This is a genomic window from Microbacterium wangchenii (genome assembly GCF_004564355.1).
GTDB lineage: Bacteria > Actinomycetota > Actinomycetes > Actinomycetales > Microbacteriaceae > Microbacterium > Microbacterium wangchenii.
In genome coordinates, this window is record NZ_CP038266.1 from 2,740,725 (window position 1) to 2,753,149 (window position 12,425).

The 12,425-nt window shown below is 70.5% G+C and carries 13 protein-coding genes; 8 read left to right on the forward strand and 5 right to left on the reverse strand.

Annotated elements, in window-relative coordinates; translation table 11 throughout:
- Positions 1–74: 74 nt before the first annotated feature.
- Positions 75–824 carry a phosphoglyceromutase gene (locus tag E4K62_RS13265; RefSeq protein ID WP_135068185.1) on the reverse strand — a complete coding sequence of 250 codons (750 nt, stop codon included), beginning with the start codon at positions 822–824 and terminating at the stop codon, positions 75–77.
- A 69-nt stretch (positions 825–893) separates the two neighbouring features.
- Between E4K62_RS13265 and E4K62_RS13270 the strand changes: the two genes are divergently transcribed.
- Entirely contained in the window at positions 894–1,697 is an 804-nt protein-coding gene (locus E4K62_RS13270; protein WP_135068186.1) for a class I SAM-dependent methyltransferase, read from the forward strand.
- A 15-nt stretch (positions 1,698–1,712) separates the two neighbouring features.
- Here E4K62_RS13270 and ygfZ read toward each other — a convergent pair whose 3' ends face one another.
- The 3 genes from ygfZ to E4K62_RS13285 all read right to left on the reverse strand — a co-directional run bounded on the left by ygfZ (position 1,713) and on the right by E4K62_RS13285 (position 3,830).
- Positions 1,713–2,807 (reverse strand): CAF17-like 4Fe-4S cluster assembly/insertion protein YgfZ, encoded by a 1,095-nt coding sequence (gene ygfZ / locus E4K62_RS13275; protein WP_135068188.1) that lies wholly within the window; start codon positions 2,805–2,807, stop codon positions 1,713–1,715.
- A complete protein-coding gene (locus E4K62_RS13280) occupies positions 2,807–3,406 on the reverse strand; it encodes a heme-binding beta-barrel domain-containing protein (RefSeq protein ID WP_135068190.1) in 600 nt (199 codons plus the stop codon). The genes ygfZ and E4K62_RS13280 overlap by 1 nt, the downstream gene beginning before the upstream one ends.
- Positions 3,407–3,539: 133 nt before the next feature.
- Complete coding sequence (locus tag E4K62_RS13285; protein ID WP_135068192.1) at positions 3,540–3,830, reverse strand: hypothetical protein; 291 nt, start codon at positions 3,828–3,830, stop codon at positions 3,540–3,542.
- A gap of 113 nt (positions 3,831–3,943) precedes the next feature.
- Here E4K62_RS13285 and E4K62_RS13290 point away from each other — a divergent pair, with 113 nt between their 5' ends.
- The 3 genes from E4K62_RS13290 (at position 3,944) to E4K62_RS13300 (ending at position 7,811) form a co-directional block, all read left to right on the forward strand.
- Positions 3,944–4,636, forward strand: a complete 693-nt coding sequence (locus E4K62_RS13290; protein WP_135068194.1) for a response regulator transcription factor — start codon at positions 3,944–3,946, stop codon at positions 4,634–4,636.
- A 71-nt stretch (positions 4,637–4,707) separates the two neighbouring features.
- The gene (locus tag E4K62_RS13295; RefSeq protein ID WP_135068196.1) at positions 4,708–6,876 is read left to right on the forward strand and encodes an RNA degradosome polyphosphate kinase; all 2,169 of its coding nucleotides are present in this window, start codon (positions 4,708–4,710) and stop codon (positions 6,874–6,876) included.
- Positions 6,873–7,811, forward strand: a complete 939-nt coding sequence (locus E4K62_RS13300; RefSeq protein WP_135068198.1) for an NUDIX hydrolase — start codon at positions 6,873–6,875, stop codon at positions 7,809–7,811. Before E4K62_RS13295 ends, E4K62_RS13300 begins: the two co-directional genes overlap by 4 nt.
- Here the strand turns inward: E4K62_RS13300 and E4K62_RS13305 are convergent.
- Complete coding sequence (locus E4K62_RS13305; RefSeq protein ID WP_135068200.1) at positions 7,793–8,215, reverse strand: hypothetical protein; 423 nt, start codon at positions 8,213–8,215, stop codon at positions 7,793–7,795. The genes E4K62_RS13300 and E4K62_RS13305 overlap by 19 nt on opposite strands.
- Positions 8,216–8,388: 173 nt before the next feature.
- On the opposite strand from E4K62_RS13305, the gene E4K62_RS13310 reads away from it, so the two are divergent.
- From E4K62_RS13310 to pstB, 4 genes are all read left to right on the forward strand, one after another.
- Positions 8,389–9,483 carry a phosphate ABC transporter substrate-binding protein PstS gene (locus tag E4K62_RS13310; protein ID WP_135068202.1) on the forward strand — a complete coding sequence of 365 codons (1,095 nt, stop codon included), beginning with the start codon at positions 8,389–8,391 and terminating at the stop codon, positions 9,481–9,483.
- Positions 9,484–9,561: 78 nt separating this feature from the next.
- Positions 9,562–10,515, forward strand: a complete 954-nt coding sequence (pstC, locus tag E4K62_RS13315) for a phosphate ABC transporter permease subunit PstC (RefSeq protein ID WP_135068204.1) — start codon at positions 9,562–9,564, stop codon at positions 10,513–10,515.
- A gap of 1 nt (position 10,516) precedes the next feature.
- Positions 10,517–11,611 carry a phosphate ABC transporter permease PstA gene (gene pstA, locus E4K62_RS13320; protein ID WP_135068206.1) on the forward strand — a complete coding sequence of 365 codons (1,095 nt, stop codon included), beginning with the start codon at positions 10,517–10,519 and terminating at the stop codon, positions 11,609–11,611.
- 29 nt (positions 11,612–11,640) lie between these two features.
- Positions 11,641–12,420: a phosphate ABC transporter ATP-binding protein PstB gene (gene pstB, locus E4K62_RS13325; RefSeq protein WP_135068208.1), complete on the forward strand. Its 780-nt coding sequence runs from the start codon at positions 11,641–11,643 to the stop codon at positions 12,418–12,420.
- The last annotated feature ends 5 nt before the right edge of the window (positions 12,421–12,425 follow it).

Genomic DNA, 12,425 nt, shown 5'->3' on the forward strand with positions numbered 1-12,425 from the left:
CCCACGCCCCGTCCGCGGCGGGCTCCCCGGTCGCGCTCACCGGCGCGTGCAACCACCACACGCTCGCGGGCTGCTCAACCCTTGCCCTGCGCGGCGACGGCGGCGGCGCCGGCGGCTGCGGCCTCGGGATCCAGGTACTCGCCGGGACCCAGCGGCAGGAGGTCCTCCCCCAGCCGGTAGACCAGCGGGATGCCGGTGGGGATGTTCAGCGCGGCGATGTCCTCGTCGCTGATCCCCTCGAGATGCTTCACCAGCCCGCGGAGCGAGTTGCCGTGCGCGGTCACCAGCACGGTCTTGCCTTCACGCAGGTCGGGCACGATCTCCGCTTCCCAGTAGGGCAGCATGCGCTCGATCACGAGCTTGAGCGACTCGGTGTCGGGAACCTGGCCGTCGATGCCCGCGTAACGGGGGTCGCCGACCTGGCTGTAGGGGTCGTCGGCGGGCAGGGGCGGCGGCGGCACGTCGAACGAGCGGCGCCACAGCATGAACTGCTCGTTGCCGAACTCCTCGAGCGTCTGCGCCTTGTCCTTGCCCTGCAGCGCGCCGTAGTGCCGCTCGTTGAGCCGCCACGAGCGCTTGACCGGGATCCACAGGCGGTCGGCGGTATCCAGCGCGATGTTCGCCGTCTGGATCGCGCGGCTGAGCACCGACGTGTGCAGGATGTCAGGCAGCAACCCCGCCTCGGCGAGCAGCTCGCCGCCGCGCGCGGCCTCCGCCTTACCCTGATCGGTGAGACGCACGTCCACCCATCCTGTGAACTGGTTGGTCTTGTTCCACTCGCTCTGGCCGTGGCGGAGCAGGATCAGGGTGTAGGGCGCGCTCATGCCGCCATCCTACCGACCGGGTCCGCCGCCATCAGGGGCCTTCCGGGCAGTGCTGGCATCATGGGATGAGTGCGTGCGTCGGTGGTGGGTCAGGTGACGCGCGGCACCACCGGCACCAATCGCCTGCGACGCGTGGACCGGTGGATCGCCCGGCATCCCGCGCTGCGGCGGGCCGAGGATCCGCTCGCGGTCGACCTCGGGTTCGGGGCGAGCGCGGTGACCACGCTGGAGCTGTACGCGCGGCTCGCCCAGGTGCGGCCGGACGTCGAGGTGCGCGGACTGGAGATCGATCCCGATCGTGTCGCTCGCGCGCAGGAGCAGCTGCACCGCGCCCCGGCCGCCGAGCGCGAGCATGTCTCCTTCGCCCGCGGGGGGTTCGAAGTGCCGACGCCGGCCGGACGCCGGCCCGCGATCATCCGCGCGATGAACGTGCTCCGCCAATACGACGAGCGCGACGTCGCCCCGGCATGGGCGCGCATGTGCGGGCGACTGGCCCCCGGCGGCGTCCTCGTGGAAGGCACGTGCGACGAGATCGGCCGCGTCACGACGTGGGTCGAGGTCGGCGCGGATGCCGCGCCACGAAGCCTCACGATCTCCCTGCGCCTGGCCGGCCTCGCCTCCCCCGCGATCGCGGCCGAGCGCCTCCCCAAGGCGCTCATCCACCGGAACGTGCCCGGCGAAGGCATCCATGCCTTCCTCACCGGCTTGGAGTCGGAGTGGGACCGCGCCGCGGCGGTGGCGCCGTTCGGGCCCGTGCACCGGTGGCGCACGGCGCTGAGTTCCCTCGCCGACGCGGGCTGGCCGCTGCACAGTCGCGCGCGCTGGCGGCTGGGCGAGGTGGGCGTCGCGTGGGACGCCGTGGCTCCGGCCTGAGCGGGAGGGAGGGCGTCAGCCTGCGGAGGTGCGTCGCCCCAGGCGCGGCAGGCGGGGGACGGATGCCGTCGCTCCGGCGTCGGCGGGGACCACGACCTGCTGGGCGGCCGACACGGGTCCTTGCGCGGTTTCCACGACGAGGTCGGCATCCACGGGAGCGGTGCGCTTGACCAGGGCGAGCGCGATCGGCCCCTCCTCGTAGTGCCACGCCGCCGACGTGATCGCTCCGATGGCGGTGTCACCGGACCGGACCTCATCCCCGCGCTCGGGCAGGATGCTGTCGCTGCCGTCCAGCTGCAGCGCCACGACTCGCCGGGGCGGGTGGCCGAGGTTGTGGACCTTCGCGACGGTCTCCTGACCGCGGTAGCAGCCCTTGGACAGGTGCACCGCCGTGCGCAGCCAGTCCAGCTCGTGCGGCAGAACGCGTTCGTCGGCGTCGGCCGCGATGCGCGGCCGCCATGCCGCGATCCGCAGGGCCTCGACGGCGTCCAGGCCCGCCAGGGCGCCGGGCGCGGACGTCCGGATGAGGCGCTCCAGCTCGGCCTGCTCCACCACGGCCTCTGCCCAGTCGCGGTCGGCGCCGGGATGCTCCAGCGGCTGGGCGTACGCGTGACCGCCGGGAGCGACCTGCGGCCACGGGTCGCGCCAGATCACCGGGATCCCGGTCTCGGCGACGGCGGGCACCCGCGCGAGTGCGGCGGCGGTGCCGCCCACGACGGCGAGGTCGGAGCGGTCGGCGACGACCACGCGGAGCCGGAACCGCATGCGCTGCAACCAGGCCAGAAGCGGTTCGGCGTCGGGGGCGTCCACGAGGAGCCACGTCGTCGCGCCGTCGTCGAAGACCGCGGCGGCGTGCTCGACCCGGCCCTGAGGATCCAGGATCAGCAGCTCGGTGGGCGTGGCCGGCGGAAGACGCGTGAGGGCCTGGGACGACAGCGAATCCAGCCAGCTGAGCCGGTCCTCCCCCGAGACGGTGAGCACGCGCCGGTCACCGAGCGGGGCGAGCGCGCTCCCGGAGGCCAGCGCGCGCTGCTCGGCGAACGGGTTGCCGAGATGGCGGAGCCCGCTCGCGTCCGACACGGCGCCGGCGACAGTCGTGTAATCGGTCATCAGTCGGCCCGAGCCAATCGCGCCGACGCGTGCGAGGACAGTTCGGATCCGAGGGCGGCGATGTCCCACGCCCACAGCAGGTGTCCCTCGACCAGGCCGTACATCCGCGTTGCGGCGGTGTACACCTTGGCCCCGGCGGTGCGCACCACCGCGTCGGTGGCGATGTCGATGCGGGGCCCCCGCACCTGCCCCAGGTACAGCTCGCTGATGCCGTCCGCGTGCACGAGGGAGACCTCGATGTCGAACCCGCCGGCCTCGTTGCGGAGGCGCTCGACGTCGTCGACCGTGCGTGCCGGACCTGTTGTCAGAGCCGGAAGCAGACCAGGGCCGGCATCGGCCTCGGCGGCGGGGCGGCTCAGACGCCAGTAGCCCATCTCGGCGACCAGCGGCGTGGGCTCCCCCTCGCCGAGCAGCCATGCGCTGCCGGAGTAGTTCAGGTAGGCACCGCCGTCGTGGCTGAAGCTCACGCGGTGGCGGAACTCACCCGTGAAGTGCTGGTCGGCGGTGGCGTAGTCCAGCACGCCGGTGCCTTCCCACACGCCTACGAGCCACGACAACGGGGCGAGGTCGGCGGGGAGGTCGGTCGGCAGCTCGAACACGACGCCGCCTTCAGCGCTGGCCGCGGTACAGGTTCTTGATGACGACGCCCGACACGAACACGATCGCGAGGGATGCGAGGCCGAGCAACCCCACGAAGAAGAGTTCGAGCGCGACAAGATCCATGTCGGCAGTCTATCCCGGAACGATCGCGGCGAGCCCGAAGCCTGCGCTGATGACGGCCATGACGACCATCGCCCCCAGCACGCTCGCCGAGACGCGGACGAGGAACTCCTGCGAGCGCCCGTACCAGAGCTGGACGACGAAGGACAGGACGAGGCACGCCCCCAGCCCGATCGTGAGCCACGCGGCACGCCACCCCTCGGGGACGAAGACGCCGATGCCGATGCCCAGGAGCGCGGCCACCACCCACACCGCCAGCACACCCCACACCGTGCGTCGCGGTGCCAACTCGGGAACGGTCATAGGCGTCATTCTCGCGCAGGTACGGCGCATCCGCACACCGCGGCGCGGGAGCGGTCCCGTCTCGCCCCTAAGATATGGGTGGATGCGGCCCGCCGCATCGGGGGAGGTCCCGGTTGGCACAGCTTCTCGTTCTGAGTTCCGCCCATGGCGGCGGTCCTGTCCTGCCCTCCCTCGAACTGCTCAGCCACCGCGTCCGCCAGATCCCCGCCGAGCCGGCGCAGCTGGTCAACGCCCCCAGCGCCGACGTCATCTTCGTCGACGCGCGCGTCGACCTGGTGGGCGCGAAGTCGCTGTGCAAGATCCTCAACACCACCGGCATCGACGCGCCGCTCGTGCTGGTGGTCACCGAGGGCGGACTGACCGCGGTGTCGCCCGACTGGGGAGTGGATGACGTCATCCTCGTCGGCGCCGGACCCGCCGAGGTGGATGCCCGCGTGCGCCTGGCGATCGGGCGGATGTCGAAGGAGCAGGTCTCCACCCGCATCCAGACCTCGGGCATCACGATCGACGAGTCGTCCTACTCCGCCAAGGTGCACGGCAAGCCGCTGGATCTGACCTACAAGGAATTCCAGCTCCTGCACTTCTTCGCCACGCATCCCTCGCGCGTCTTCACGCGCGAGCAGCTGCTGAGCGAGGTGTGGGGATACGACTACTTCGGCGGCACGCGCACGGTCGACGTGCACGTCCGCCGCCTGCGGGCCAAGCTCGGCGATCTCGAACAGCTCATCGGCACGGTGCGCAACGTGGGATACCGCTTCAACGTGTACGAGGACGATCAGCTGCCGACCGCGGCGCCCTCCGCCTGATCCGGTGACGCAGCGCACGGCGTGCGACAACCCCTCGCGCCGCAGCATCCCCCGCCTGCAATGATGAGGGGATGATCGAACACGATGTGCTCGACGCCGGTCTGGGAGATGCGGACGACGACGACTTCGATGAGGCCGTCGAAGCCGTCGACGCCCAACTGCCCGAGAACCGCTATCTCGATCGCGAACTGAGCTGGCTGGCGTTCAATCGCCGCGTGCTGGAACTCGCCGAAGACCCGACGCTGCCCACGCTGGAACGGGCCAACTTCCTGGCGATCTTCGCCAGCAACCTCGACGAGTTCTTCATGGTGCGCGTGGCCGGTCTCCAGCGACGCATCGTCACGGGCCTGGCCGTCCCGACCAACGTCGGCCGCGCCCCGCTGGACGTGCTCGTGGACATCTCCGCCGAGGCGCACCGGCTGCAACTGCGCCATGCAGCCGCGTGGACCGAGCAGGTGCGGCCGGCCCTGGCCGAATCGGGCATCGAGGTCGTCTCGTGGGAGGAGCTCGACGACGCCGAGCGCGAGCGGCTCTCCGAGTACTTCCAGGCCCAGGTCTTCCCCGTGCTCATGCCGCTCGCCGTGGACCCGGCCCACCCCTTCCCCTACATCTCCGGCCTGTCGCTGAACCTCGCCATCCGCGTGCGCAACGCCCGCTCGGGGCGTCAGGAGTTCGCCCGCCTGAAGGTGCCGCCGATGCTGCCCCGGCTCGTGCAGATCCCCAGCGCCCGGGGCACCGCGCGCTACCTCCCGCTGGAGGAGCTCATCGCGAACCACCTGGGTGACCTGTTCCCCGGTATGGAGGTGCTCGACCACCACGCGTTCCGTCTCACCCGCAACGAAGACGTCACGATCGAAGAGGACGAGACCGAGAACCTCATCCAGGCGCTGGAGGCCGAGCTCCTGCGGCGCCGCTTCGGTCCGCCCATCCGCCTCGAGATCACCGACGACATGGACGAGGTCACGCTCGATCTGCTCCTGAGCGAGCTGGACATCACCGAGCAGGAGGTCTACCGCCTGCCCGGTCCGCTGGATCTGCGTGGCCTGTTCGACCTGTCGCGCATCGACCGGCCCGACCTGCGGTATCCCCCGCACGTGCCCAAGACGGCGGTGGCGTTCCAGCCGCCCGAGCACAACCGCCGCGCCGACATCTTCGCCGCCATCCGCAAGGCCGACGTGCTCGTGCACCACCCGTACGAGTCCTTCGCCACGAGCGTGCAGGCCTTCCTCGAGCAGGCCGCGAAAGACCCGCACGTCCTGGCCATCAAGCAGACCCTGTATCGCACCTCCGGCGACAGCCCCATCGTGCAGGCACTCATCGACGCCGCCGAGTCCGGCAAGCAGGTGCTCGCGCTGGTGGAGGTGAAGGCACGCTTCGACGAGGCCGCCAACATCGTGTGGGCGCGCAAGCTGGAGAAGGCCGGCGTGCACGTCGTGTACGGCCTGGTGGGGCTGAAGACCCACTGCAAGCTCGCCCTGGTCATCCGCGAGGAAGACGGCGTGCTGCGCCACTACAGCCACGTCGGCACCGGCAACTACAACCCCAAGACCAGCCGCATCTATGAAGACCTCGGCCTGTTCACGGTCGACAACGAGGTCGGACGCGACCTCACGCGCCTGTTCAACGAGCTCAGCGGCTACGCCATCGAGAAGAAGTTCAAGCGGCTCCTGGTCGCCCCCCTCCACCTGCGCAAGGGCCTCATCCGCCTCATCGACAAGGAACGGCGCCACGCGCTCGCCGGCAAGCGCGCCGGCATCCGGATCAAGGTCAACTCGATGGTCGACGAGCAGATCATCGACGCGCTGTACCGGGCGAGCCAGGCGGGCGTCCCCGTCGAGGTGTGGGTGCGTGGCATCTGCTCGCTCAAGCCCGGCGTCCCCGGACTCAGCGAGAACATCACGGTGCGCTCGATCCTCGGCCGCTACCTCGAGCACTCCCGCATCTTCGCCTTCGACAACGGCGGAGACCCGCAGGTGTACATCGGCAGCGCCGACATGATGCACCGCAACCTCGACCGCCGTGTCGAGGCGCTCGTGCGGGTGAGTGCGGCGGGGCAGATCGCCGAGCTGACCACGCTGTTCGATCTCGCGATGAGCCCGGGCACCAGTTCGTGGCACCTCGGACCCGACGGCGAGTGGACCCGCCACAGCACCAGCGAGAGCGGGAAAGCACTCGTGGACCTTCAGGAGAAGACGATGGCCACCGTGCAGCGGCGCCGCCGCGCCCGGGCGGTGCGATGACCGATCCCGCCGTCTACGCCGCTGGCGGCGTGGTGTGGCGGATGGTCGAGGGCAAGCCCCACGTCCTGCTGGTCCACCGCACCAAGTACCGTGACATCACGCTGCCCAAGGGCAAGGTCGACCCGGGCGAGATGCTCGCCGAAGCCGCCGTGCGCGAGGTGCACGAGGAGACCGGCATCCGGGTGAGCCTGGGCGTGCCGATCGGCGTCTCGCACTACCGCCTGCCGAACTCGCGGGAGAAGATCGTGCACTACTGGGCCGCCGAAGCCACCGACGCCGCCGTGCGGAGTTCGACCTTCGTGCCGAACAAGGAGATCGCCGCCCTGGAATGGGCGAGCGTGAAGAAGGCCCGCGGGAGGTTGAGCTATCCCGTCGACGTGGAGATCGTGGACGGCTTCCAGGCGCTCGTGGACCAGGGCGTCACGCACACGTTCCCCCTCGTCGCGCTGCGGCACGGCAAGGCGAAGCCTCGAAGCTCGTGGACCGGCCCCGACGCCGCACGGCCCCTGACCGGCCGCGGACGACGGCAGGCCGATGCCCTCGTCGGGCCGCTCAAGGCATTCGGCGTGCGCAAGATCGTCTCCAGTCCCGCCGAGCGCTGCGTGCAGACGGTCGCTCCCCTGGCAGCGGCCCTGGACCGCCGGATCGAGCAGACCCCGCTCCTCAGCCAGGACGCGTGGGAGGAGGGCACCGCCGACGTGCGCACGGTGGTCGGCGAGCGCGTGCGCTCCCGCCGCCCCGCGGTGCTGTGCAGTCACCGCCCACTGCTGCCGGAGATCCTCAGCGAGCTGGCCCTGGCCACCGGCACGCTCGCCGGGTCGTACCTGGGCAGCGCCTCGTCACTGGAGACGGGGGGCTTCTCCGTCGCCCACCTGTCCGTCGACCACCCCGGGTCGGGAATCGTGGCGATCGAGACTCACGAGCCGAGCGTCTGACGGCGCCGCACGTCCTCCGGGCGCACCAGCGGCGGCACCCCGGTGTCACGCGCCGCGGGAACCGTGGAGACGACCGGCCCCGATTCCGTCATGGCCGCGCGCACGCGCTGCTGAGTGCCCTCCGCACGCGCGAGCTCCCGCGCGACCTGCGCCCGCAGCGCGTCATGCGTGGCGTCGCGCAGTGCGGCGGCGGCCTTCACGGTCTTCCGGCGGGCTTGGTTCGGATGCTCCGCCCCCTCACCCGCCGCCGCTGCCAGCGCCTCGACCCGGGCAGCGCGCTTGCGCAGATCTCGTGCGGGCTTGTCGTCGATCCGCTTGGCGGTCTTGCGTGCGGCCCGGACCGCCTCCGCGACCTCCGGGAGGGCGGCGAGCGCACGCGCCTCGGCGGGGGGTCGCTTCTCCATGGCTCCACTGTAGAAGGCGCCGGAGGGCAGTGGACCGCCCGCGACGGCGCGTGCGCCGGCCGGTCCCCGTTCACCTTCCGTTCACCTGCGCTGCGGCGTCCGGTAAGGCATCGTGTCTACCGTCGAGGCGTGCCCGGTCCCGGGCCCATCTCTGAAGCCGAAGGATCCGCATCGTGAAGATCACTCGTTTCGCCCGGCTGGGCGCCGTCGCCGCGGCGGCGGCCCTCGCCCTCACCGGCTGTGCCGTCAACGAACAGCCCGGCGGCGCTGCTCCGGCAGCCGGCGACGGCCTGTCGGGCACCCTCGTCGGCGGCGGTGCGTCGTCGCAGGAGGTCGCGGTGCAGACCTGGACGGCCGGCCTGCAGGGCGCCAACCCCGACCTCACGATCGACTACGACCCGGCCGGCTCGGGCACCGGGCGCGAGTCGTTCCAGGCCGGGGCGTTCCAGTTCGCCGGCTCGGACCGCCCCTTCACCGTCGAGGAGATCGAGGCGGGTCCGTTCGACGCGTGCGTGGAGGGTTCGGACATCGTCGAACTGCCCACCTACATCTCCCCCATCGCCGTCGTGTTCAACCTCGAGGGAATCGACACGTTGAACCTCGACGCGACCACGCTGGCGGGTATGTTCGCCGGCACCATCACGACGTGGAACGACCCTGCGATCGCGGCTCTGAACGACGGGGTCACGCTCCCCGCCACCGACATCACCCCGGTGCACCGCTCCGACGACTCCGGCACCACCGAGAACTTCACCGACTACCTGTTCCAGGCCGCGCCGGATGTGTGGACCAGCGAGCCCGACGGAGTCTGGCCGCTGCGCGGAGGCGAAGCGGCTCAGGGGACCTCGGGGGTCATCTCCGCGGTCGAAGGCGGCCAGGGCACGATCGGCTACGCTGACGCGTCACGAGCCGGTGACCTCGGCACCGTCGCCATCAAGGTGGGCGAGGAGTTCGTGCCCTACTCCCCCGAGGCCGCCGCTGCCGTCGTCGACGCCTCCCCCGAGGAGGAGGGCCGCGCGGACACCGACATCGCGATCGCCCTGGATCGCACGACCACCGCCGCGGGCGTCTACCCCATCGTGCTCGTGAGCTACATGGTCGGCTGCGCCGACTACCAGGACGACGCCACCGCCGCGCTCGTGAAGGCGCTGTTCGAGTACGTCGCGAGCCCCGAGGGCCAGGATGCGGCGGCCGAGGCGGCCGGCAGCGCACCCATCTCCGATGCCCTGCGCGAGCAGGTGAGCACCGCCATCGACGCCATCCAGTAACCGCCGACGGGCCCGGCCCGGCTCCGGCCGGACCGGGCCTTCGTGCGGATCCCGACTCCTTCCCACAGAATCGACTCCATGACCACCACACCCGAGGTCACCCGCACCGGGGCCCCGAAGGGGACGGTGCGCCGCGGTGACCGCTGGTTCTCGGGCACGGCGCTGTTCGCCGGCTCGATGATCCTGGTCACCCTCGCCGCCGTCGCCATCTTCCTCATCGTCCAGTCGCTCCCCGCGCTGTTCGCCACCGACGCCGACGCGTCGATCCTGCCGTCCAATTTCTGGGCGTACGTCGGGCCTCTCGTGTTCGGCACGGTGTGGGCCGCCACGCTGGCCCTCATCATGGCCGTCCCGCTGTCCCTCGGCGTCGCGCTGTTCATCTCGCACTATGCCCCGCGCCGCCTCGCGCAGGCGCTCGGCTACGTCGTCGACCTGCTTGCCGCCGTCCCCTCCGTGGTCTTCGGGCTGTGGGGCATCGGCGTGCTGGCGCCCGCCGTGCAGCCGATCTACACGTGGCTGGTCGACAACGCGGGCTGGTTCCCGCTGTTCGCGGGGCCGGTCTCCAGCACCGGGCGCACGGTGTTCACCGCCGCCGTCGTGCTGGCGGTCATGGTCACCCCGATCATCACCGCGATCTGCCGGGAGATCTTCCTGCAGACCCCCAAGCTGCACGAAGAAGCGGCGCTGGCGCTGGGGTCGACCCGCTGGGAGATGATCCGGATGGCGGTGTTCCCCTTCGCCCGCAGCGGCATCGTCTCGGCGGCGATGCTGGGCCTGGGGCGCGCCCTCGGCGAGACGATGGCCGTCGCCATGGTGCTGTCGGTCTCCGGCGGCATCAGCTTCAAGCTCTTCACGCCCGACAACCCCAACACCATCGCCGCCAACATCGCCCTCAGCTTCCCCGAGGCGTACGGCCTCAACATCAACGTGCTCATCGCGACCGGCCTCATCCTGTTCGTGGTGACGTTCGGCGTGAACGCGCTCGCTCGCTACATCGTGAGCCGGCGCAAGGAATTCTCGGGGGCGAACTGACATGACCGCGACACTGACTCCCCCGACCACCGTCGTCGAACCGAGCCCGCGCCTGACCAGCGGACACCTGGCCCGGTGGGCGCCGTGGGCGCTGCTGGCCGGATCCCTCGCCGCATCCGCCGCCGTCTTCGGCGTGACGGCCGTGTCGTCGGGCAGCCCGTTCAACCTCGGCGGATGGGCCGTCGTCGGTGCGATCTTCTACCTGGCCCTGATCTTCACGATCTCCGCGATCATCGAAGGCCGGCGGAAGGCTGTCGACCGGCTCATCACCGGCGTGGTCACCGTGGCCTTCCTGATCGCGATGGTGCCGCTGGTGTCGGTGGCGATCACGGTCATCAGCCTGGGCGCCCCGCACTGGAACGCCGAGTTCTTCACGTGGTCGATGCGCAACGTCGTCGGCGAGGGCGGCGGCGCGGTGCACGCCATCGTCGGCACCGTGCTGATCACCCTCGCGGCGGCCGTGATCTCCATCCCGATCGGCCTGTTCACCGCGATCTACCTCATCGAGTACGGGCAGAACAATCGCCTCGCGCGGGGCATCACGTTCCTCGTCGACGTGATGACCGGCATCCCCTCCATCGTCGCCGGCCTGTTCGCGTACGCGCTGTTCGCCCTGTTCCTCGGTCCCGGAGTGCGGCTGGGGATCATCGGGTCGGTCGCCCTGGCCGTGCTCATGATCCCCGTGGTCGTCCGCTCGACGGAGGAGATGCTGCGCCTGGTGCCGAACGAGCTGCGTGAGGCGGCGTACGCCCTGGGCGTGCCGAAGTGGCTCACGATCGCCAAGGTCGTGCTTCCGACGGCGATCGCGGGCATCACCACCGGCATCATGCTGTCGATCTCCCGCGTCATCGGGGAGACCGCGCCACTTCTGATCACCGCCGGATTCACCTCTTCCGTGAACTACGACCTCTTCGACGGCCGCATGCAGACCCTGCCGGTGTTCACGTACACGCAGTACATGAACCAGGGCATACCCGCCGAGGCATACATCGGCCGCGCGTGGGCTGCGGCCCTCACCCTCATCGTCATTGTCATGGTGCTGAACCTCGTCGCACGCACGATCGCGCGAGTGTTCGCCCCCAAGACCGGCCGCTGACCCGGCCGCTCACACCCGAAAGAAGACCCGTGTCCAAGAGCATCGACGTCCACGACCTCAACGTCTACTACGGCGACTTCCTCGCCGTGGAGGGCGTGACCCTCCAGATCGAGCCCCGCAGCGTCACCGCTTTCATCGGCCCCTCCGGCTGCGGCAAGTCCACCTTCCTGCGGACGCTGAACCGCATGCACGAAGTCATCCCCGGTGCCCGCGTCGAGGGCGAGGTGCTGCTGGACGGCGACGACCTGTACGGTCCCGGGGTCGACCCCGTGCTCGTGCGCCGCCAGGTCGGGATGGTCTTCCAGCGGCCGAACCCCTTCCCCACCATGTCGATCCGCGAGAACGTGCTGGCCGGGGTCAAGCTCAACAACCGCCGCATCTCCAAGTCGGACGCGGATGACCTCGTCGAGAAGTCACTGCGCGGGGCCAACCTGTGGAACGAGGTCAAAGACCGCCTCGACAAGCCCGGCTCCGGTCTGTCGGGTGGCCAGCAGCAGCGTCTGTGCATCGCCCGCGCGATCGCCGTGTCGCCGCAGGTCATCCTCATGGACGAGCCGTGCTCGGCACTGGATCCGATCTCCACGTACGCCATCGAGGAGCTCATCGCCGAACTGAAGAGCGACTACACCGTCGTCATCGTCACGCACAACATGCAGCAGGCCTCGCGGGTGTCGGACAAGACGGCGTTCTTCAACATCGCCGGCACCGGCAAGCCCGGCAAGCTCATCGAGTACGACGACACAGCGACCATCTTCACCACGCCGTCCGTGCAGGCGACCGAGGACTACGTCTCCGGCCGCTTCGGCTGAGCCGC

Bases quoted from the DNA above. Each gene is read 5' to 3' on its own strand.
- E4K62_RS13265 (WP_135068185.1), bottom strand. From the start codon at position 824: ATGAGCGCGCCCTACACCCTGATCCTGCTCCGCCACGGCCAGAGCGAG.
- ygfZ (WP_135068188.1), bottom strand. From the start codon at position 2,807: ATGACCGATTACACGACTGTCGCCGGCGCCGTGTCGGACGCGAGCGGG.
- E4K62_RS13285 (WP_135068192.1), bottom strand. From the start codon at position 3,830: ATGACCGTTCCCGAGTTGGCACCGCGACGCACGGTGTGGGGTGTGCTG.
- E4K62_RS13295 (WP_135068196.1), top strand. From the start codon at position 4,708: ATGATCGAACACGATGTGCTCGACGCCGGTCTGGGAGATGCGGACGAC.
- E4K62_RS13300 (WP_135068198.1), top strand. From the start codon at position 6,873: ATGACCGATCCCGCCGTCTACGCCGCTGGCGGCGTGGTGTGGCGGATG.
- E4K62_RS13305 (WP_135068200.1), bottom strand. From the start codon at position 8,215: ATGGAGAAGCGACCCCCCGCCGAGGCGCGTGCGCTCGCCGCCCTCCCG.
- pstC (WP_135068204.1), top strand. From the start codon at position 9,562: ATGACCACCACACCCGAGGTCACCCGCACCGGGGCCCCGAAGGGGACG.
- pstA (WP_135068206.1), top strand. From the start codon at position 10,517: ATGACCGCGACACTGACTCCCCCGACCACCGTCGTCGAACCGAGCCCG.